Origin of the sequence: Bacillus sp. B19-2 (genome assembly GCF_022832475.1) — a bacterium.
GTDB lineage: Bacteria > Bacillota > Bacilli > Bacillales > Bacillaceae > Bacillus > Bacillus paralicheniformis.
This window is the reverse complement of record NZ_JALHKQ010000005.1, coordinates 138,167-158,425: the sequence shown is the minus strand read 5'-3', so window position 1 is coordinate 158,425 and position 20,259 is coordinate 138,167. Positions and strand designations below refer to the sequence as shown.

19 protein-coding genes are annotated in these 20,259 nt (G+C 48.6%); 16 read left to right on the top strand and 3 right to left on the bottom strand.

All coding sequences use genetic code 11. From position 1 onward, the window contains the following. Window positions 1-47 precede the first annotated feature (47 nt). The 6 genes from MST20_RS18525 (at window position 48) to MST20_RS18500 (ending at window position 6,594) form a co-directional block, all read left to right on the top strand. Complete coding sequence (locus MST20_RS18525) at window positions 48-257, top strand: helix-turn-helix transcriptional regulator (RefSeq protein ID WP_003179660.1); 210 nt, start codon at window positions 48-50, stop codon at window positions 255-257. Continuing rightward, window positions 250-564, top strand: a complete 315-nt coding sequence (locus MST20_RS18520) for a DUF2178 domain-containing protein (RefSeq protein ID WP_243944066.1) — start codon at window positions 250-252, stop codon at window positions 562-564. Before MST20_RS18525 ends, MST20_RS18520 begins: the two co-directional genes overlap by 8 nt. Window positions 565-723: 159 nt before the next feature. Beyond that, window positions 724-2,181: a benzaldehyde dehydrogenase gene (gene yfmT, locus MST20_RS18515; protein ID WP_243944065.1), complete on the top strand. Its 1,458-nt coding sequence runs from the start codon at window positions 724-726 to the stop codon at window positions 2,179-2,181. A 16-nt stretch (window positions 2,182-2,197) separates the two neighbouring features. Next, entirely contained in the window at window positions 2,198-3,049 is an 852-nt protein-coding gene (locus MST20_RS18510; RefSeq protein WP_243944064.1) for a methyl-accepting chemotaxis protein, read from the top strand. A gap of 146 nt (window positions 3,050-3,195) precedes the next feature. After that, window positions 3,196-4,620: an SLC13 family permease gene (locus MST20_RS18505; protein WP_243944063.1), complete on the top strand. Its 1,425-nt coding sequence runs from the start codon at window positions 3,196-3,198 to the stop codon at window positions 4,618-4,620. Between the two features lie 84 nt (window positions 4,621-4,704). Further along, window positions 4,705-6,594: an ABC-F family ATP-binding cassette domain-containing protein gene (locus tag MST20_RS18500; protein ID WP_243944061.1), complete on the top strand. Its 1,890-nt coding sequence runs from the start codon at window positions 4,705-4,707 to the stop codon at window positions 6,592-6,594. A gap of 29 nt (window positions 6,595-6,623) precedes the next feature. Here the strand turns inward: MST20_RS18500 and MST20_RS18495 are convergent, their stop codons facing one another. Beyond that, window positions 6,624-7,538 carry a LysR family transcriptional regulator gene (locus MST20_RS18495; RefSeq protein WP_243944059.1) on the bottom strand — a complete coding sequence of 305 codons (915 nt, stop codon included), beginning with the start codon at window positions 7,536-7,538 and terminating at the stop codon, window positions 6,624-6,626. A gap of 125 nt (window positions 7,539-7,663) precedes the next feature. Between MST20_RS18495 and MST20_RS18490 the strand changes: the two genes are divergently transcribed. Further along, a complete protein-coding gene (locus tag MST20_RS18490) occupies window positions 7,664-8,329 on the top strand; it encodes a DJ-1/PfpI family protein (protein WP_243944058.1) in 666 nt (221 codons plus the stop codon). A 29-nt stretch (window positions 8,330-8,358) separates the two neighbouring features. Here the strand turns inward: MST20_RS18490 and MST20_RS18485 are convergent, their stop codons facing one another. Next, window positions 8,359-8,667: an ArsR/SmtB family transcription factor gene (locus MST20_RS18485; protein ID WP_096747950.1), complete on the bottom strand. Its 309-nt coding sequence runs from the start codon at window positions 8,665-8,667 to the stop codon at window positions 8,359-8,361. Window positions 8,668-8,817: 150 nt separating this feature from the next. Here MST20_RS18485 and MST20_RS18480 point away from each other — a divergent pair, with 150 nt between their 5' ends. Continuing rightward, window positions 8,818-9,981, top strand: coding sequence for an MFS transporter (locus tag MST20_RS18480; protein ID WP_243944056.1), 1,164 nt, complete (start codon window positions 8,818-8,820; stop codon window positions 9,979-9,981). A gap of 39 nt (window positions 9,982-10,020) precedes the next feature. On the opposite strand, the gene folE2 is transcribed toward MST20_RS18480, so the two are convergent. Beyond that, entirely contained in the window at window positions 10,021-10,923 is a 903-nt protein-coding gene (folE2, locus tag MST20_RS18475; protein ID WP_243944054.1) for a GTP cyclohydrolase FolE2, read from the bottom strand. Between the two features lie 132 nt (window positions 10,924-11,055). Between folE2 and MST20_RS18470 the strand changes: the two genes are divergently transcribed. The 8 genes from MST20_RS18470 (at window position 11,056) to bioB (ending at window position 20,242) form a co-directional block, all read left to right on the top strand. Next, window positions 11,056-12,168, top strand: a complete 1,113-nt coding sequence (locus MST20_RS18470; RefSeq protein WP_243944052.1) for an NAD(P)/FAD-dependent oxidoreductase — start codon at window positions 11,056-11,058, stop codon at window positions 12,166-12,168. Next, window positions 12,162-13,835, top strand: coding sequence for a nucleoside recognition domain-containing protein (locus tag MST20_RS18465; protein ID WP_243944050.1), 1,674 nt, complete (start codon window positions 12,162-12,164; stop codon window positions 13,833-13,835). Before MST20_RS18470 ends, MST20_RS18465 begins: the two co-directional genes overlap by 7 nt. Window positions 13,836-13,900: 65 nt before the next feature. Continuing rightward, window positions 13,901-15,103 carry a GTP-binding protein gene (locus MST20_RS18460; RefSeq protein ID WP_243944048.1) on the top strand — a complete coding sequence of 401 codons (1,203 nt, stop codon included), beginning with the start codon at window positions 13,901-13,903 and terminating at the stop codon, window positions 15,101-15,103. A gap of 182 nt (window positions 15,104-15,285) precedes the next feature. Beyond that, on the top strand, window positions 15,286-16,056 hold the full coding sequence (gene bioW, locus MST20_RS18455; protein WP_243944046.1) for a 6-carboxyhexanoate--CoA ligase: 771 nt from the start codon (window positions 15,286-15,288) through the stop codon (window positions 16,054-16,056). Then, window positions 16,053-17,399, top strand: a complete 1,347-nt coding sequence (gene bioA / locus MST20_RS18450) for an adenosylmethionine--8-amino-7-oxononanoate transaminase (protein WP_243944044.1) — start codon at window positions 16,053-16,055, stop codon at window positions 17,397-17,399. Before bioW ends, bioA begins: the two co-directional genes overlap by 4 nt. After that, the gene (gene bioF, locus MST20_RS18445; protein WP_243944042.1) at window positions 17,389-18,540 is read left to right on the top strand and encodes an 8-amino-7-oxononanoate synthase; all 1,152 of its coding nucleotides are present in this window, start codon (window positions 17,389-17,391) and stop codon (window positions 18,538-18,540) included. The genes bioA and bioF overlap by 11 nt, the downstream gene beginning before the upstream one ends. Further along, on the top strand, window positions 18,537-19,244 hold the full coding sequence (gene bioD / locus MST20_RS18440; RefSeq protein ID WP_243944040.1) for a dethiobiotin synthase: 708 nt from the start codon (window positions 18,537-18,539) through the stop codon (window positions 19,242-19,244). Before bioF ends, bioD begins: the two co-directional genes overlap by 4 nt. After that, window positions 19,241-20,242, top strand: coding sequence for a biotin synthase BioB (gene bioB / locus MST20_RS18435; protein ID WP_243944038.1), 1,002 nt, complete (start codon window positions 19,241-19,243; stop codon window positions 20,240-20,242). The genes bioD and bioB overlap by 4 nt, the downstream gene beginning before the upstream one ends. Window positions 20,243-20,259 lie beyond the last annotated feature (17 nt).

Sequence of the window (20,259 nt, the reverse complement as noted above, 5' to 3'; positions counted from 1 at the left end):
TAAGTATACTTTACGTATAGTAAACTTTACATCCCGATGGAGGAAAGATGAAAACGTTAATAAAGGAAAAGCGCACTTCGCTGAACATGACACAGGAAGAGCTGGCTAAAAGGCTCAATGTGTCAAGGCAAACAGTGATCTCCCTTGAAAAAGGGAAGTATAAACCTTCACTCGTTCTGGCGCATAAACTGGCTCAAATTTTTGAATGTCTGATTGAAGATTTATTTATTTTTGAGGGGGATGAAAATATTGACTGAAACGATGACAAACATACTGATCGCTTTAGCATGTTTAGGAATAGGCGTGCTCGGGATCGCAATGATTTACAGTGTGAACAGACGGATTGGCAAAAAAGAGAGGCTGTTCGATGAACGCCAGCAGAAAATTAATTATCAGGCTAAGGCGTTTTCCTGGAATATTACAATGGCGGCTATTTTAATTGCCTGGACATTGGTGATCATTTTCCAAGGGATTTCTTTTTCGTTTTTTTTATTAACCGCTTTATATATTCTACAATGTTTATCAATGCTGATTACAACCGTTTATCTTGCGCAGAAAAACTAAAATGGTTCTGTTCCCCTTTGTATCCGGATTTTACCGATTTATCGGTAAAATCTTTTTTTATATCCAAAAGACTCATGAGATTGAATTTTCTTGAAAGACTGCCGATACATAAGATGTAGTCTAACTTTTCCCAAAACTGTTTGATAGGAGATGGACTGAATGATTCAAATGACTGACCTCAACCGTCAATACATAGGAGGGGAATGGAGAGACGGCCAAAGTGAAAGCATCTTGGACGATCTGAATCCTTTTACCCATAAAACGATTACCTCTTTTCGGAAAGCGACGCGGGAGGATGTCGATGCGGCGTACAAAGCTGCGCTTGAGGCGAAAAAGAAATGGGATAACGTCAATCCCTATGAAAAAAGGGCGATTTTAGAAAAAGCCGCGGCTTATATTGAAGACAATAAAGAAGCGATCGTGTACCTCATTATGGAGGAACTTGGCGGAACACGGCTGAAAGCGGCTTTTGAAATCGATCTTGTCGTCAATATGATCAAAGAAGCAGCAGGTTTCCCGCTCAAAATGGAAGGCAAAATTCTCCCTTCACCGGTTGATGGGAAAGAAAATCGGATATACCGCATTCCGGCGGGTGTGGTCGGCGTCATCAGTCCGTTCAACTTTCCGTTCTTTTTATCTGTAAAATCGGTTGCGCCTGCGCTTGGCGCCGGGAACGGCGTTGTCTTAAAGCCGCATGAAGAAACACCGATTTGCGGCGGCACGCTGATTGCAAAGATTTTTGAAGAAGCCGGTCTTCCGGGGGGACTTCTGAATGTCGTCGTTACGGATATCGGGGAAATCGGCGACAGTTTCGTTGAACACCCGATTCCGAGAATCATCTCGTTTACCGGATCAACGAAGGTTGGCAGCTATATCGGGCAGCTGGCGATCAAACATTTCAAAAAACCGCTGCTTGAACTCGGCGGAAACAGCGCACTGATCGTTCTTGAGGATGCCGATTTGGAATACGCCGTCAATGCCGCGGCTTTCAGCCGCTTCACACATCAGGGGCAAATTTGCATGTCGGCCAACCGGATTCTCGTTCAAAAAGAAGTGTATCCGGAATTTTTAAAGCGGTTCAGCCAAAAAATCTCCGGGCTTAAAACGGGTGATCCGCTGGATCCTGAAACTGTGATCGGCCCTGTCATCAATGAACGCCAAGCTGAACATTTAAGAAAATCGATTGAAAAAGGCATCGAAGAAGGCGCCACACCGCTTCTGAGAGGCGATATTAAAGGCAATCTCGTCGAGCCGACGATTCTTGCGGATGTCACGACTGACATGTCTGTTGCCAAGGAAGAGCTGTTTGGCCCGGTTGTATGCGTCATGCCGTTTGAGACTGAAGCAGAAGCGGTTGAGATAGCAAATGACACTTCGTTCGGACTGAGCGGAGCCGTACACACGGGAAATGTGGAGCGCGGCGTTGCCATCGCGAAGCAAATTGAGACGGGCATGATCCATGTCAATGACACAACGATCAACGACGAGCCGCATGTCGCTTTCGGCGGTGAAAAGCAATCGGGGATCGGCAGGCTGAACGGCGAGTGGAGTCTTGACGAATTTACGACATTAAAATGGATTTCCGTTCAGCACCAGAAAAGGATTTTTCCATATTAAAAGGAGGATTTGATACATGAATGAAGCAGTAAAAACGGACATCCACCCGCTGCTGGATGCTTTTGTGAAAGTGGCGCCGTTTCTGAATCAGCTGATTCAGGACGATGTGACAGTGGGGATTTACGATACTGAAAAGCTGATCATCAACATTCCGGGAAAGACATTTTCCCTTGATGTCAAAGCGGGTGATCCTTTGCAGGAAGGCGATATTATTACAGACGCCATCCGCCAAAACAAAAAGAAAGTGAGCATGGTGCCTAAGGAGCTGTTCGGCTTCCCTCTTGCGGCGAGAGCGATCCCGCTCCATGACGAGAACGGAAGGGTTATCGGCGGAGTCGGACTCGGCACGAGTCTTGAAAAATCGGATCAGCTTCACCGCGTCGCGGAAAGCCTGTCGGTCATCGTCGAGCAGACGGCCTCAGCCATTCAGGATATCGCCGAATCTGTCAGCGGATTTTCCGGACAAATGTCCGATATTTCTAAGCAGGCGAAAGAAGTCAGTGAAAGCGCCGGAGAAATTGAGAAAATTTCAGTTACCGTAAAAGGCATTTCAGATCAAAGCAACCTGCTCGGACTGAACGCGGCGATTGAAGCGGCGAGAGCCGGAGAGTCAGGAAAAGGGTTCTCCGTCGTCGCCGACGAAATCCGCAAGCTTGCGACACACTCAAAAGAAAACGTCGGGCAGATTGACCAAATCACGAAAAAAATCCACGCGTTATTGAAAGACCTTGAGCATTCGATCGAAGTCATCAATGAACATACGAGCGGCCAGGCCGCCGGCGTTGAACAAATTTCCGCCACCATGCAGGAGATCAGCAGCAACGCGCAAAACCTCGCCAAGATGGCGGAACATCATTTTGAAGACTAGAACATTGACAAGCCCGTCGGCAAAACCGGCGGGCTTTTCTCATATTTTCAATTATTAAAATTTTATTTTAAATTTTTTAGAGGAATTTTCCCCGGGCGAAGCGAAAGTGATGAATGGGAAATCGCTTTCAAAGGGGGAAGGGGTAAATGAGAGTATATACACCGACTAAACTGACCGGATTGTTATTGGGGCCGATCAGTTTTTTGCTGATTCTCGGCTTGATACCGGAAGCTGAGCTGGCTTACGCGCCGCGGATCGTTCTTGCGGTTACAGCTTGGACGGCCGTCTGGTGGATTACGGAAGCCGTGCCGATTCCGGCGGCATCGCTCTTGCCAGTCATTTTGCTGCCGACATTGGGCGGTTTAGATATGGAAACGACGGCCAAAGCATACGGCGATCCGATTGTGTTTATGTATATGGGGGGATTTATCATTGCGATCGCCATCGAAAAATGGAACCTTCATAAACGGATGGCCTTGCATATTTTGAAGCGGATCGGAGCTGAAAGCCATCGAATCGTGCTCGGCGTGATGGCGGCGACGGCGTTTTTATCGATGTGGATTTCGAATGCTGCAACCGCTTTGATGATGCTTCCCGTAGCGCTTGCAGTTATTAAAGAAGTGCAGGAAAAAGAAATTTTAAAAGGCGAATCGCTGCAGAAGTTCAGCAAAAGCATTTTGCTGGCAGTCGCATATGCGGCTTCGATCGGCGGACTTGCCACATTGGTCGGTTCCGTGCCGAATGCGGTCTTTGCCGCGATGTCCAGACAGATGCTCAATCACGAAATTATGTTTTTTGAGTGGTTTTTATTTGGGTTCCCGGTTTCCGTTCTGTTTCTTGCCATTTTATATGTTTATTTAACGAAAATAAAATTTAAAGTGAGCGCTTTTCAAGGAAAAAAGCCTGATTTTATCGATCATGATTTAAAGGCGCTTGGCGCAATGACGAGGGAGGAAAAATCGGTTTTTGCCGTTTTTTTGTTAACCGCGTGTTTGTGGATGTTCAAATTCATCCTGCCGTTTCAAATTTCAGATACGTCGATCGCGATTTTCGGAGCGGTTTTGCTGTTTTTAATTCCGAGTACAAAGGATGAACGGATTTTGGAATGGAAGGATATGCAGACGCTGCCATGGGGGCTGCTTTTGTTGTTTGGAGGCGGCTTGTCGCTTGCGGCCGGTTTTTCGGCGACCAATCTGACGGCGTGGATCGGCGGCAAGCTCAAGCTGTTGGAAGGCCACCCTTACTTATTGGTGGTGATCATTTTGACGGCTGCGATTTTATTTATGACCGAAATCATGTCTAATACGGCTGTCGCCAATATGGTGATTCCGATGACGGTAGGCCTTGGCGCCGCGCTTCAGGTCGAGCCGTACGGGCTGATGGCGGCAGCTGCGCTTGCTTCATCATGCGCCTTTATGCTCCCGATCTCCACCCCGCCGAATGCCGCCGTTTTCAGCTCCAATCTGCTGACGATGAAGGATATGGTCAGGGCGGGCTTTTGGCTCAATATCGCAGGTGTCGTCTTGATCGTGATCAGCGTATATTTCTGGCTTCCGGCCGTCTTCCTGTAATGTCCGTGAAAAAGCTCTCACTAGTTTTCTTGCATCATCTGCATTAAAATAAGGTTATGACATTACGTTAGGATTGGTAGACAGATGAGCATTTTTAAAGCGGAAGGTTTATATAAAACTTACGGAGATAAAACATTATTTGATCATATATCGTTCCATATCGAAGAAAACGAACGGATCGGCTTGATCGGACCGAACGGAACGGGAAAAAGCAGTTTACTGAAAGTGATCGCCGGCCATGAATCGACTGAAAAAGGAGACATCACCAAGCCCGGCAGCCTCCATATCGAGTACTTGGATCAGGATCCTGATTTGGACGGCTCGGAAACCGTGCTTGAGCACATTTATTCGGGAGATTCCGTGATGATGCGGACGATGAGGGCGTATGAGCAGGCGCTTCAGGAGCTGAATGCTTCGCCTGATGATCCGAAGAAGCAGGAAAACCTGCTGGCGGCACAGGGGAAAATGGACGAACACGGCGCCTGGGACGCGAATACAGCGGCAAAAACGATTTTAACGAAGCTTGGCGTCGCGGATGTGGCAAAAGAAGTAAGCTCGCTATCAGGAGGGCAAAAAAAGCGGGTTGCGATTGCGAAAACATTGATTCAGCCTGCTGACCTCCTCATTTTAGATGAGCCGACAAACCACTTGGACAATGAAACGATCGAATGGCTTGAAGGCTATTTGAGCGGGTATTCGGGCTCCGTCGTCCTTGTCACCCATGACCGCTATTTTTTAAACCGGGTGACCAACAGGATCTATGAACTGGATCGCGGGCGCCTCTACACATACAAAGGGAACTACGAAGTGTTTTTGGAAAAGCGGGCTGAAAGAGAAGCGCTCGCCGAACAAAGCGAAACGAAGCGGCAAAACCTTCTCCGAAGGGAGCTTGCCTGGCTGAGAAGGGGAGCCAAAGCCCGTTCGACAAAACAAAAAGCAAGAATTCAGCGGGTGGAGGAACTAAAGGAACAGGATGCACCTGAAACCGGTTCTTCCCTTGATTTCGCCATCGGCTCCCACCGTCTCGGCAAGCAGGTGATTGAAGCGGAAGGTGTTGACATCAGCCGCGGCGGCAATCAGCTTGTCTGTTCATTCGATGAACTGATTGTGCCGGGGGACCGGATCGGCATCATCGGACCGAACGGGATCGGCAAAACAACGCTTTTAAACGCGCTTGCCGGCCGCGTCAAGCCTGACGGAGGGCAGATCACGATCGGCCAGACTGTAAGAATCGGCTATTATACACAGGACCACAGTGAAATGAACGATGCGCTGCAGGTCGTCGAATACATTAAGGAGACGGCTGAGGTCGTCAAAACGGCCGACGGACAAGTGGTCACAGCTGAGCAGATGCTGGAAAGGTTCCTTTTTCCGCGGAGCGTGCAGCGCAACTTGATCCGCAAGCTGTCAGGCGGGGAAAAGAGGCGCCTTTATCTCTTGAAAGTGCTGATGGAGGAGCCGAACGTCCTGTTCCTCGATGAGCCGACAAACGACCTTGATACCGAGACGCTCGGGGTGCTGGAAGATTATTTGGAGCAGTTTCCCGGCGTTGTCGTGACCGTATCCCATGACCGCTATTTCCTTGACCGTGTCGTCGACCGCCTGCTTGTGTTTGAAGGAGGCGGAAACGTTTCGCGTTTTCAAGGTTCATACAGCGAATATATGGAGAAGCAAAAGGAGACCAGCCGTCAAAAGCCGGCGCCTGAAGCCGCAGAGCCTGTCAAACCTGAGAAAAAGAAAAGAAAGAAGCTGTCTTATAAAGATCAGCTCGAATGGGACGGCATCGAAGACAAAATCGCCGCTCTGGAAGAAAAGCATAAACGGCTTGAAGAGGAAATCGCCGCCGCCGGCAGCGACTTCGCCAAGATTCAGACATTGATGGAAGAGCAGGCGCAAACAGCCGCAGAACTCGATGCGGCAATGGAGCGCTGGACTGAGCTGTCGCTGATGATCGAAGAGCTTGAACAATCGTAATGGAAGCTGCCGGGAAATCCCGGCAGTTTTTAATTTGCCGGGCTTTTTTCAGCTTTGTTACAAAAATCGCCGGTTACTTTTTCCTTTAATAAAGACGCCGCCAGACTCAGCTCTCTGTCTTGATGGACGATGAGCCCGTGGGTGGAGACAATCGGGGCAGTCACAGGCAGCAGTTTGAATTGCTTGGCTTCAAGTTCTTGTTTGACGGCGATTTCAGGAATGAAGGCAAAGCCGATGCCGCATTTTACCGCCTCTTTGATCATGGCGATGCTTGGGTATTCCAGGGCGCTGTTTCCTTCAATCCCGGCATCTTGCAATAATCTGCCCGCTTTTGTGTGGTAGACGCAGCTTGTGCCGAAGCTGATGAATGTTTCACGGCTAAGAGCGCCAAGGCTCTCAGATTCAATCTTTTCAGCGAGATCATTGGAAGCGATGAACACCAGCTTTTCTTCGAGCAAAGGGGTAAAAAGGATGTCGGGCCTATTCGGATTTTGCGGTACGATTCCGAAATCGACGGCATGGTTCAGCACCTGCTGAACGATATCGTGCTGGAACCCGCTTTCCAATTGTAATCTGATCTTTGGATATTCTTTAAGAAAATCCTGGATCAGGGGAGCCGTGCGCGTCAGAAAAAACGATTCCTGCATGCGGATGCGGACGGTTCCTTGCGGCTGATCCAGTTCATTCATCGCTTCTTCCAAGGTGCTGCCTAAATGAATAAATTGATAGGCATATTTGCTTAGCTTCAAACCGGCCGGTGTCGGCTTCACACCTCTTGACAGCCGGTGAAACAAACGCTGTCCACAAGCCTGCTCCAAAAGCTGAATATGGCTGGTGACTGTCGACTGTACATATCCCAGCCGATCAGCGGCGCGGCTGAAGTTTTTTTCTTCCATGACGGCGATGAAGGTTTTAAAAAATTTACCCTCTAAAAGCTCAATCATAGATTGTCATCTCCTTGCTATCGGAAATCAAAATGATTTCTATCGTAATCATTCATAAGTAAAATGGCTCTCTCCATGATATCGTAGGTTTTGCAAGAATAAAAGAAAAATTGAGGAGGAAAACAATGAAAAGAACGAGAGGATTCAGACTTGGTGTGTACATTTTCAAGGATGCTGAAATTATCGACTATGCTGCCCCGTACGGGGTGTTTTCAGTGGCGAGGAGGCTCGATCCTGAACTGGACGCCTTTCTTGTGGCGGATGCGATGAAACCGGTTCAGACGCAAGCCGGGCTTACCGTTCATCCGAATTACAGTTTCAATGACCAGCCTGATATGGATGCTTTCCTAATTCCGGGCGGTTTCGGCACACGACAGGAGACCAACAACAAACGGCTGCATCAGTTCATCCGCTCTCTGCCTGAGTCGACGATTTTGGTGAGCGTATGTACAGGTTCATGGATTTACGGACGGATGGGGCTCTTAGACGGGCTTTCTGCCACAAGCCGGAAAGAGCCGGATCGGCTTGAGGCGTCAGAGATGGGGCAAGTTCCGATCGACCGCTTGGCGGACATCGCGCCGGCCTGCCGCGTCAGCCGGGCGAGAATCGTCGACAGCGGACGGATCATCACAGCCGGGGGAATTGCATCAGGCATGGAAATGGGCTTTCACTTATTGAGAAGAGCGGGGTATGATGAAAGCTTCATAGAAGAAACGGCGCGGGTTATGGAGTATCAAGAGGGGTACAGCCAGTATCGGGAGGATATTGAATACGTGCGGAAAGAGAAATAAATCGAAGCTGCCGGGAAGAACCCGGCAGCTTACAACGGTTCGTCTGCCTGTAAAACGATTTGAAGCAACCCCGGAAAACGGCTGTCCAAGTCCTCTTGGCGAAGCGAAATAAACCGTTGTGTTCCTTCTATTCTTGTATGAATGACTCCCGATTCCCTAAGGACTTTAAAGTGATGAGACAGGGTTGATTTCGGAATGGGGACGTTGACAGCGCTGCACGATTGTTCGCCGGCTTCTGCGAGATTTTTTATAATTTGAAGTCTGATTTGATCACTGAGGGCGTAAAGAACAGCGGATAAACTGATGTCAGGGCGGTTTGGATGGTAAAGTGTCCTCAATGTGATTCACCTTCCTTGTTCTAAATATACTTATGATTTGTATTATACCATATCGCATGCTATTATTCTATTGTTCGAATATATTCGAACAATAGAATAAAGGTTTCAGGATACGATGCTTTCCTAAAAACCGCGAAAGGATGACAATCATTGAAAAAGGTGCTTCCACTTTTTTTTGGGATGATGTTTATGATTGGAACGGATACATTTTTAATCTCTCCCTTACTGCCGACATTAAGGGAACTTTACGGCATTCCTTTGGAAATGTCCGGCTGGCTTGTGAGTGCATATGCATTGGGCTATGCTTTGTTTGCTTTAATTGCCGGCCCTGTTTCTGACGGGTTAAATCGGAAAACGGTGATGACTTGGGGGATGACCGCTTTCGGAGCGAGCACTTTTTTATGCGGGCTTGCCCCTGATTTTTGGGTCATGATTTTCCTGCGTTTTATGGCAGGAGTCAGCGCTGCTTTTGTCACTCCGCAAATTTGGGCATCTATTCCAAATCTCGTTCCTAAAGAGAGAATGGTGAAAAGTATGGGGGTCGCAGCGGCGGGCTTATCTGTTTCCCAGATGCTAGGCTTGCCGATTGGCGGTTATTTAGCATCGATTCATTGGTCGGTTCCATTTTTTATTCTCGGTATTTGTTCATTTTTCTTTGTATGGTTAATTCGTCTGTTTTTGCCGGATTTGAATCCGAGTCAGAAGTCGCAGGGGAATATTTCGATTACTGCACGTTACAGGATGCTGTTAAAGGAACCTAAGGTGTTTAAAACATTTTTTGCTTATTTTATCTTTCAAACGGGGAACTTTGCGGCATTCTCTTTCCTGGGTACATGGCTAGCGGACGATTTTCAATTAAATGTCAGTCAAATCGGAACGGCGATGCTCATTCTGGGGTTGGGGAATTTGCTTGGGAGTACATTGGGCGTACACTTTACAACAAGGTTGGGAAGAGCTTATTCCTTGTATGCAGGAATTGCGTTTTTGGCATTTTTGTATGTCATTCTTTCACAGACGAAACAGCTTTCGTTTGCTGAGGCCAGCTTTTTTATCATGTTCTTTATTACAGGCATCGTTTTCACATTAATGATGAGCCTTCTGCAAAACCTATCGTCTCAGGCGAGAGGGACGATCGCTTCATTGGCGAACTCCTGTATGTACATAGGACAAACGGCCGGAGCTTCGACAGCCGGGCTGTTATATTCCCAATTCGGAGGGTTTTTCGCGGTTTGTCTGTTTACATCGGTATTATACCTTTTTTCAATGCTCCTGTTTAAAAACAGCCAGGCCCTGAATCAATCGAAAGCTGCATAAGGATCGAGGCTGCCGGAAAAACCGGCAGCTCTTTTTAATTTATATTTTGGAAAACGACAGCCGTGCCACGGCATCATGCATGTGAATCGATTCTTCGTTCCGGCATTCGATCTCAAAGGCGGAGATCCAGTCCATTTCGTATAAGTCAGCAGCCGTTAAGCGGATGACGTCTTCTACAAATCTTGGATTCTCATAAGCCTGTTCAGTTACTCTCTTTTCATCGGGCCTTTTTAAGACGGGATGGAGCTTTGCGCTTGCGTTCGTTTCCGCTGCGGCAAGAAGCTCGGTTTTGAAATCGTCCGGCATCTCCGCCTGTTCATTGATATGCGCGGTGATCTTGATCATGCCGCGCTGGTTATGGGCGCTGTATTCGCTGATTTCTTTTGAACACGGGCAGAGCGTCGTCACATGGGCGGTGATGCCGGCGGTTTGTGAAAAGCCTTTATTTTCATGATAAGAGACTGTCATATGAATATCGGCGTGCATCAGTCCGGACAATTTGGTTTCCGGGCTGATGCGTTCGAAATACCATGGAAAACTGACGGAGACGGATGCGCTTTGCTGTTCCATCTTGTCGGCTAAATCCTTTGCAAAATCTTTCAGTGTATGGACGTCAACCGTCCAGTTTGCTTCGTAATAGCGCTGCAGCTGTTCTGTCAGGCGGCTCATATTGATTCCTTTGCGGCCGCGCGCAAGGCTCGTCGTAAAGGAAAAAGCGCCGATCGTCGTTTGTGTGAGCGGCTTGAGCGAGGAGGCAATCAAAATCGGATGCGAGACGTTTGAGACACCGACATGGTCAATGTCAAAAAAATAGTCGTCCGGTGTGTTTTGAATATCCTTCATCTGTTCTTTAGCGGTCGGTTTTATTCCTTTCACGGCTTCGACAGATCCGAAGCGGCGGTGGCGTTCGGGTTTTGCGGGCAAATGCAGTTTGCGTTCCATTGATGAGACCCCTTTCTGTAGTAAATCGAAATAGTTCCTATTTATTTTGAGGGAATGCTGTGATAAAATCAAGTGGTCATGTCTAAAGCATGCAATTTAAATCGAAATGATTTCGTTTAGGGAGTGGTTGTTTTGCAGCATAGCGAAATCGTCATTGTTGGAGCGGGACCCGCAGGTATTGGAATGGGGATCGTTCTGAAAAAACTCGGTTTTCAATCGTTTACGATTTTGGAAAAGGACCGTGCAGGAGCTTCATTCCGAAGCTGGCCTGAAGAAATGAAACTGATCACACCGTCCTTTACCGGGCAGGGATTCGGGGCTTTGGATTTAAATGCTGTTGCTCCGGGAACATCCCCTGCCTTTACTTTTCACCGCGAGCACTTAAGCGGGCGGGAGTATGGAGATTATTTGACGCTTTTGGCCGATCATTTTCAGCTTCCAATTCAAGAAGGCACATCGGTTCGCAGCGTTCATAAAGACGACGGCGGTTTTTCAGTTGAAACTAATAAAGGCACGATGAAGGCTAAAGACGTTATTTGGGGAGCCGGTGAATTCCAATTTCCGAAATATTCGTTTCATGGTGCAGAGATTGGCATCCACAACAGCAAGGTCGCCAGATGGAGCCAATTTGAAAAAGCCCATTATTACGTGGTAGGCGGCTATGAAAGCGCAATGGATGCGGCCGTTGCACTGGCGTCCTATGGCAGCGATGTGACGGTTGTGATGCCGAATTCGCTCAGCGAAAACGCTGAAGCCGATCCGAGCAGATCGCTTTCACCTTACACTTGGGAGCGTCTTGAAGATGCGTATGAAAAAGGAAAGGTTCAGTTTTTGGAAAAAGCCCTGGTAGAAAAACTGGCGAAAAACGGACCAGCCTATGATTTATATTTGTCAGACGGGAGGAAAATCCGCTCGGAAACACGGCCGATTATCGCGACAGGCTTTCATTCCGGGGCAAAACAAATCGAGCATTTGTTTGAATGGGGCGAGAACGGCAAACCGCTTTTAACGAATGAAGATATGTCGACCGTGACGGACGGTCTTTATTTAATCGGGCCGAGCGTTCAGCACCAAAACGCCGTCTTTTGTTTCATTTATAAATTCAGGCAGCGATTCGCCGTCATCGCCGAGCATTTGCTGAACAAACGAAAGTTTTCGATCGATGAAAAGGTGCTGACAGAATACAGGGAAAATCAAATGTTTCTCACGGATTTGAGCTGCTGTGAGGTGCAGTGTGAATGCTGAAAGAGCCAACGCGGCGGCAGCGCATGCTCTTCATCGGACTCGAATCGGTCGGAAAAACAACGCTTTTTTCCGCGATCACCGATCAGAGAGCAGGCGAAGCAGCCAATGTGAAAGGATCGACGATATTTGCGGCTGAACGGGAGATCAAAAGCCTTCCGGGCTGGCAAGCCATTGATACACCGGGCATTCGCGAGGATGATAGCGTGTCGAAAAGAGCGCTGAAAAAAGAGATCGAAAAGGCTGATGAGGTGGTTGCCGTCTTGCGCGGCACCCATTTTTCGGAAGAGCTGAACGCGGTCTTGGAGCTGATTCCGCCGGATGCCAGGCGCGTCTGCTTTATCGTTACGTTTCAGGATAAAATGACGGACGCCATGCGCCGGACGCTTTCTGAGCAGGTCGCGAAGAACAGTCTCCCGGTCCTGCTGGTTGATACGAGAACTGTGACAGACGATAAAAAAGAGCGGATCATCGCTTTTTTAAGAAAAGAGGCTGAATTTCATCCGCTGAAACGGAGGCGGATGAAACAGATTGAACTTGAAAGTGTGGCTGTTCAGCAGTTTGTGTTTCATCGTCCCGTAGTTGGGCCTGTTTTGAGCACTGCATTTTTATGTTTGTTATTTATGGCGCCGATCGTATTGGCTTATCATACATCAGAGTGGATGCAGCAATACGCGGACAAATGGGCGGTTGAACCGCTCCAAAATGCGGTCGGCGGCTTGCCGTCATGGCTGAGCGCGGCATTGGCGGGGAATTATGGCCTGTTATCCCTTGGCATTTACTCGTTTGTTTGGGCGTTTCCTGTCGTTTTGTTTATGTCTATAGCAAATGCGGCAGCAGATGATTCGGGTTTAAAGGACCGGATCGTCGATTCATTGGACCCGCTGATGCGGAAGATTGGTCTGAACGGCCGTGATTTAGTTCCGCTTTTGACCGGATTTGGCTGCAATGTCGTTGCCGTTCAGCAGACGCGGTCGTGCAGCATGTGTACGAGAAAGCGTTGTGTATCATTTATTTCTTTCGGATCAGCGTGCAGCTATCAAATCGGTGCGACTCTGTCGATTTTCCATGCTGCGGGAAGGGAGTGGCTGTTTATCCCTTACCTCGCTGTTCTTGTTGCCGCAGCAGCCGCTCATAACCGGATATGGTATCCGATCGATCCGAAATGGGCCGCTTACTTCGAGCACCGGCAAACGTTTTTGCAGATGCCGTCCTGGAAAGGGATCGTCTTTCGAGTAAAAGAAGTGCTTCAGCAATTTATCTTTCAGGCGATGCCGATTTTTCTCATCATTTGCCTGGCGGCGACAGTATTGAATGAACTCGGTGTCATCCGTCTTGTGACATTGCTTGTCTCGCCTGTTTTAAGCCTGTTCGGCGCTCCAGAGGATGCGGCGCCGGGCCTTGTTTTTTCTCTGATCAGGAAAGACGGCATTCTCTTGTTCAATGAAGGGAATGGAGCGCTTCTTGATGTGCTGCCGGGGGCAACGCTCTTTCTGCTCATTTACTTGGCATCGACTTTTACTCCATGCATGGTGACGGTTTGGACAATTGCCAAGGAATTGGGGATGAAAACGGCGGCAGCCATTATGGGAAAACAGATGGCCACTTCAGTCGTTTCAGTTTTGATCATCATGATCATCTGGAAGCTGACGCTTTGCATTTTTAAATGAATTGTGGTGAAATAAAATATAAATCGTAATAATTACGATTTGATAAGAGGAAGGAGAATGAAAAAATGAGTAAAAAGATTCCTGTAACAGTATTAAGCGGATACCTGGGGGCGGGTAAAACGACGCTGCTAAATCACATATTGCAAAACCGCCAAGGGCTGAAAGTCGCTGTTATCGTTAATGACATGAGCGAAGTCAACATTGACGCAGGGCTTGTCAAGCAAGGCGGCGGCTTGTCGAGGACGGATGAAAAGCTGGTCGAAATGTCAAACGGCTGCATTTGCTGCACACTCAGAGAGGACTTGCTTGTTGAAGTCGAACAACTGGCGAAGCAAGGAAATATCGATTATATCGTGATCGAATCGACCGGTATCAGCGAACCGATCCCGGTCGCTCAGACGTTCTCTTACATCGACGAAGAATTGGGTATTGATTTGACGCGGTTCTGCCGCTTAGACACAATGGTCACGGTTGTCGATGCCAATCGTTTTTGGCACGATTTTCAGTCGGGGGACAGCCTGCTGGACAGGAAAGAGGCTGTCGGTGAAGAGGATGAACGCGACATCGCCGATCTGCTCATCGATCAAATCGAGTTTTGTGATGTGCTGATTTTGAATAAATGCGACCTTGTCTCTGAGGAAGATCTGGAAAAGCTTGAGAAAGTACTGAAAACGTTGCAGCCTAAAGCAAACATCATCAGAGCGGTCAAAGGAGAAGTCGATCCGAAGGCTATCTTAAACACTGGTCTCTTCAATTTTGACGAAGCAAGCGGTTCAGCAGGCTGGATCAAGGAATTAAACGAAGGACACCACCAGCATACGCCTGAGACTGAAGAATACGGAATATCTTCGTTTGTATACGAAGCGCGCCGTCCTTTTCATACCGAGCGGTTTTATAACTGGATTCATTCGCTGCCGGAAAACGTCGTCAGGGCGAAAGGAATCGCCTGGTGTGCGACGCGCAACAGCCTTGCCCTTTTGATGTCGCAGGCGGGTCCTTCCGTGTCGCTGGAACCGATCTCTTATTGGGTGGCCGCGCTGTCCAAGCCGGAACAGGAACAAATCCTCAGTCAGAACCCAGAGCTATTAAAAGAATGGAATGAAGAATTCGGAGACCGTCACACAAAGCTCGTCTTTATCGGATTGGATCTGTCCCCGTCAGAAATTACCGCCGAAGCGGATCGATGCCTTTTGACAGATTCGGAGATGGCGGACGACTGGTCGCTTTTATCTGACCCGTTCGATTGGCAGATTGAAAGAGCGAAATAAGTGAACTTCCATATTAAGACAAAAGAGAGATCTCTTTTGTCTTTTTTTTATGTCAAACAAACCGGTGTTTTGTACACCGTGTTGACATATCAGGAAAGGAATACTAATATTTTATTGTAGTGTTAACTTAAAACATTTATAGGTTAACATATGAGTGCGGTGTTTAGAGGGGGGATGAAATTATGAAAGGGGAAGCGTATTACAGTGTGAGAATGAGAGCCTCCGAGAACGGTCCCCATGAAGAGGGGGGAAAACACATATCCGGAGGAGAGCGGCTTGCGCCTTTCATCGGTTTAAAGGATGCCGTCAGCGATTTATTGGAAAAAGCATTGTCTCATTCGCGGGGCAAGCCGGACTTTATGCAAATTCGCTTCGATCTTGTAAACGAACCGATAAAGTTTGTTCAGCCATTGCGCATTGAAACGAATGAAACAAAATCAGCGGAAGAAGGACAAGCGCTTGCCCGTGAGCTGATCAGCCGCTCCGGCGTACCGGAAAACGCGATTGACAAAGCGTTTCAAGGCATTGCCGAATACTCGGACGTAAGGGGCGCCGTTTTATTTGACATTCATTCAGGCCGGAGGATTGACGGAAGAAAACAAAAAGGAGTGCGCGTCTCACGGCTCGATTGGCCGGAAGCCGATTTTCAAAGATGGGCGGCTTCGTGCGGAATGCCGCCAAATCCGCGGTTGAAAGAGGCGCTTGCCATCGCTTCAAAGGTATGTGAGCACCCGGCCGTCGTCGCCGAATTATGCTGGTCAGATGACCCTGATTACATAACGGGCTATGTTGCCGCTAAAAAACTGGGTTATCAGCGGGTGACAAAGATGAAAGAGCATGGAGACGAGAGCGGTTGCCGGATTTTTTTTGTTGATGGATTAGCAGATATCAAGAGCTGTATAGACGGTTTGGAAAAACAGCCTGTATTCATTAGGTCGGGAGGTAAATCATGAATCAATCATTCGTTGAAAAAAGCAAACAATATCTTTGGCTGCCTTTTACCCAAATGAAAGACTATGACGAAAACCCGCTGATCATCGAAAGCGGGGAGGGCATCAAACTGAAAGATATCGACGGCAGGGAGTACTATGACGGATTTTCTTCAGTATGGCTCAATGTCCACGGCCATCGCAAGAAGGAACTGGATGAAGCCATTAAAAAACAGCTCGGCAAAATCGCTCATTCGACATTGCTGGGGATGACAAATGTTCCGGCGACAGAGCTTGCCGAGGTGTTAATCAAGATCACGCCGGAAAAGCTGACGCGTGTTTTTTATTCGGACAGCGGCGCTGCAGCAATGGAAATCGCGCTGAAAATGGCCTTTCAATATTGGAAAAACATCGGCAAGCCTGAGAAACAAAAATTCATTTCGATGAAAAACGGCTATCACGGCGATACGATCGGCGCTGTCAGCGTCGGTGCGATCGAGCTCTTCCACCATGTATACGGACCGCTTATGTTTGAAAGCTTTAAGGTAAACGTTCCTTACGTATACCGCTCGAAAAGCGGCAACCCGGAAGAGTGCCGCGATGAATGCCTCGCAGAACTCGAACGGCTCCTGAGCGAGCGGCACGGTGAGATCGCCGCGCTGTCGGTCGAATCGATGGTCCAAGGGGCATCGGGGATGATCGTGATGCCTGAAGGATATTTGGCAGGTGTCCGGGAGCTTTGCACGAAGTATGACGTTTTAATGATTGTCGATGAAGTGGCGACAGGATTCGGACGAACCGGGAAAATGTTTGCTTGTGAGCATGAACGTGTTCAGCCTGACTTGATGGCGGCTGGAAAGGCCATTACCGGAGGCTATTTGCCGATCGCCGTAACGTTTGCGACAGAGGAAATTTATCAGGCGTTTTATGATGACTATGACAAACTGAAAACGTTTTTCCACGGTCATTCGTATACGGGGAACCAGCTTGGTTGTGCCGTTGCGCTGGAAAATTTGCGCCTGTTCGAATCGGAAAAAATCGTCGCTCAAGTTGCGGAAAAGTCGAAAATACTGGAATCGCTTTTTCATGATCTGGCAGCGCTCCCTCATGTCGGTGACATCCGCCAGCTCGGTTTAATGAGCGGGATCGAGCTCGTTCAGTCGAAAGAAACGAGGCAGCCTTATCCGCCTGAAGAGCGAATTGGATACCGGGTGTCTTTGAAAATGAGAGAGCTTGGCATGCTGACGAGGCCGCTCGGGGATGTTATCGCATTTCTTCCTCCGCACGCCAGCACCGCCGATGACCTGCGCGCCATGGTGTCGATTATGAAAGAAGCGATTCAAGAGGTTACAGGCCGTGCACATTGACGATTGGCTCAGCAGCCGGCTCACAAAGACGAAGGCAGCCGGGCTTTACCGCTCGCTTAAACCGCCTCAAGCTGACGCGGAAGCAAAACGTGCGAATTGGGCGTCAAACGATTATTTGAGTCTTGCGAACGACAAACGGCTGATTCACGCCGCAGAAACGGCGCTCCTCCGCTTTGGAGCCGGAAGCACAGGATCAAGGCTGACGTCCGGCAATACCGAATGGCATGAAAAACTGGAGCTGAAAATCGCCGCTTTTAAGCAGACAGAAGCGGCCCTCTTGTTTTCAAGCGGATATTTGGCCAATATCGGTGTGCTTTCGTCTTTGCCTGAAAAAGGAGACGTCATATTAAGCGATCAATTGAACCACGCGAGCATCATCGACGGCTGCCGGCTTTCAAAAGCTGATCCGGTTGTTTACCGCCACACGGATATGAATGATCTTGAAGAAAAACTTCGCGCCGCACAGAGCCGTGCACGCCGCTTTATTGTGACAGACGGCGTGTTCAGCATGGACGGTACGATTGCACCGCTTGACGAAATCATGCTCCTTGCCAAGCGGTACCGTGCCTTTGTCATCGTTGATGATGCCCACGCAACAGGGGTTTTGGGAGAAGCCGGCAGGGGAACGAGCGAGTATTTCGGCGTCTCCCCAGATGTTGTGATCGGCACGTTAAGTAAAGCTGTAGGCGCGGAAGGCGGCTTCGTCGCGGGCTCTAAACCATTGATCGATTTTTTGCTGAATCATGCGAGAACGTTTATCTTTCAAACGGCTGTCCCGCCCGCAAGCTGTGCGGCAGCATGCAAAGCTTTAGACATCATCGAAGACAGCCGCGATAAACGCCGGCTTTTGCAATCATCGGTGAACACGATCAAACGGGGTCTCGAGGATATCGGGTTTACGGTCAAAGGAGAAGATACGCCGATCATACCCGTTATGATCGGAGACCCTCTAAAAGCCGTTCGATTTGCAAACGGCCTCAAGGAGAAAGGGATTGATGCCCCGGCCATCCGCCCGCCGACTGTTGCGGAAGGAGAGAGCCGGATCAGGCTGACTGTCACCGCAGACCGCAGGTTAAGAGATATTGAAGCTCTATTAGAGGGGTTTAAATTAGTGGGAAGAGAGTTGAACTTGGTGAAATGAAGGGTTTTTTTGTAACGGGAACTGATACGGGAGTCGGGAAGACATTTATCGCTTGCGGCCTTGCCGCTTTGTTGAAAGAGCAGCATGTTGATGTCGGCGTGTTCAAGCCGTTTTTGAGCGGTGAGCTCACTAGCGATCCGCAGAGTGATACAGCACTTTTGAAGAACAGCTCTGAAACATCTCTCGCTGATGAGGAGATCACGCCTTTTGTGTTTAAAGAACCGCTTGCGCCATACACAGCTGCGAAGCTCGAAGGGAGGACCGTCGGGCTGGAAGATGCCGTGAACCATTGGAAAAAGATAAAGGATCGGCACGATTGCTTTATCGTCGAAGGGGCAGGCGGGATTGCGGTGCCGCTCGGAGAGGATTATTTCGTCAGCGACTTGATCAAAGCGCTCGATTTGCCGGCTGTCATTGTGGCGCGCCCCAATCTCGGAACGATCAACCATACGTATTTAACCGTCCAATACGCAAAACAAATGGGGATCCATGTGATCGGCATCGTGATCAACGGCATCAGCAGCCGGTCCGGACTTGACGAACAGACGAACCCGGACATGATTGAAAGATTTTGCGGTGTGCCGCTCCTCGGCGTTACACCGAAGCTTGAAGACGCTTCATCAACACAAATTCATCACATGATCAAGGAGCATGTCGATGTTTCCTTCATCATGAATCAAATGCAAATGGGGGCAGAAACATGAATCAGTGGATGGAACTTGCAGAACGTGTGCTGGATGGCGGGGAAGTAACTGAAAAAGAGGCACTTTCCATCTTGGAATGTCCGGATGACGACGTTCTCCTGCTTATGCATGCCGCATTTCAAATCAGAAAACGCTACTACGGAAAAAAAGTAAAGCTCAATATGATTATGAATGCAAAATCCGGCCTTTGTCCGGAAAACTGCGGCTACTGCTCGCAGTCTTCAATATCAAAAGCGCCGATCGACAGCTACCGGATGGTCGACAAAACGACCCTGCTTGAAGGTGCAAAGCGTGCGCACGATTTAAATATCGGAACGTACTGCATCGTGGCGAGCGGCAGGGGCCCGTCCAACAGAGAAGTCGATCAAGTGGTCGGCGCCGTTAAAGAAATTAAAGAAACGTACGGCTTAAAAGTCTGCGCATGCCTCGGACTGCTAAAGCCCGAACAGGCCGAGCGGCTGAAGGAAGCCGGAGTGGACCGGTACAATCACAACATCAATACATCAAAAAGCAACCATTCAAACATTACAACGTCCCACACGTATGATGACAGGGTGAACACTGTGGAAACAGCCAAAAAATCCGGAATGTCCCCATGCTCGGGCGTCATTGTCGGGATGAAAGAGACGAAGCAGGACGTCGTCGATATGGCGAAAAGCTTAAAGGCGCTTGATGCCGACTCGATTCCGGTTAATTTTTTGCATGCGATCGACGGGACTCCGCTGGAAGGGGTCAATGAATTGAATCCGCTGTATTGTTTAAAGGTTTTGGCTTTGTTCCGCTTTATCAACCCGACAAAGGAAATCCGCATTTCAGGGGGGCGCGAAGTCAACCTCCGCTCCTTGCAGCCGTTGGGGCTGTATGCCGCCAATTCGATCTTCGTCGGAGACTATTTAACAACGGCAGGGCAGAATGAAACAGAGGACCATAAGATGCTCCATGATTTAGGATTTGAAGTCGAATCAGTGGAAGAAATGAAAGCCAGTTTACAGCAGTAGCACGGGGGAGATATAAC

Bases quoted from the DNA above. Each gene is read 5' to 3' on its own strand.
- MST20_RS18525 (WP_003179660.1), top strand. From the start codon at position 48: ATGAAAACGTTAATAAAGGAAAAGCGCACTTCGCTGAACATGACACAG.
- yfmT (WP_243944065.1), top strand. From the start codon at position 724: ATGATTCAAATGACTGACCTCAACCGTCAATACATAGGAGGGGAATGG.
- MST20_RS18510 (WP_243944064.1), top strand. From the start codon at position 2,198: ATGAATGAAGCAGTAAAAACGGACATCCACCCGCTGCTGGATGCTTTT.
- MST20_RS18505 (WP_243944063.1), top strand. From the start codon at position 3,196: ATGAGAGTATATACACCGACTAAACTGACCGGATTGTTATTGGGGCCG.
- MST20_RS18500 (WP_243944061.1), top strand. From the start codon at position 4,705: ATGAGCATTTTTAAAGCGGAAGGTTTATATAAAACTTACGGAGATAAA.
- MST20_RS18495 (WP_243944059.1), bottom strand. From the start codon at position 7,538: ATGATTGAGCTTTTAGAGGGTAAATTTTTTAAAACCTTCATCGCCGTC.
- MST20_RS18490 (WP_243944058.1), top strand. From the start codon at position 7,664: ATGAAAAGAACGAGAGGATTCAGACTTGGTGTGTACATTTTCAAGGAT.
- folE2 (WP_243944054.1), bottom strand. From the start codon at position 10,923: ATGGAACGCAAACTGCATTTGCCCGCAAAACCCGAACGCCACCGCCGC.
- MST20_RS18465 (WP_243944050.1), top strand. From the start codon at position 12,162: ATGCTGAAAGAGCCAACGCGGCGGCAGCGCATGCTCTTCATCGGACTC.
- MST20_RS18460 (WP_243944048.1), top strand. From the start codon at position 13,901: ATGAGTAAAAAGATTCCTGTAACAGTATTAAGCGGATACCTGGGGGCG.
- bioW (WP_243944046.1), top strand. From the start codon at position 15,286: ATGAAAGGGGAAGCGTATTACAGTGTGAGAATGAGAGCCTCCGAGAAC.
- bioA (WP_243944044.1), top strand. From the start codon at position 16,053: ATGAATCAATCATTCGTTGAAAAAAGCAAACAATATCTTTGGCTGCCT.
- bioD (WP_243944040.1), top strand. From the start codon at position 18,537: ATGAAGGGTTTTTTTGTAACGGGAACTGATACGGGAGTCGGGAAGACA.
- bioB (WP_243944038.1), top strand. From the start codon at position 19,241: ATGAATCAGTGGATGGAACTTGCAGAACGTGTGCTGGATGGCGGGGAA.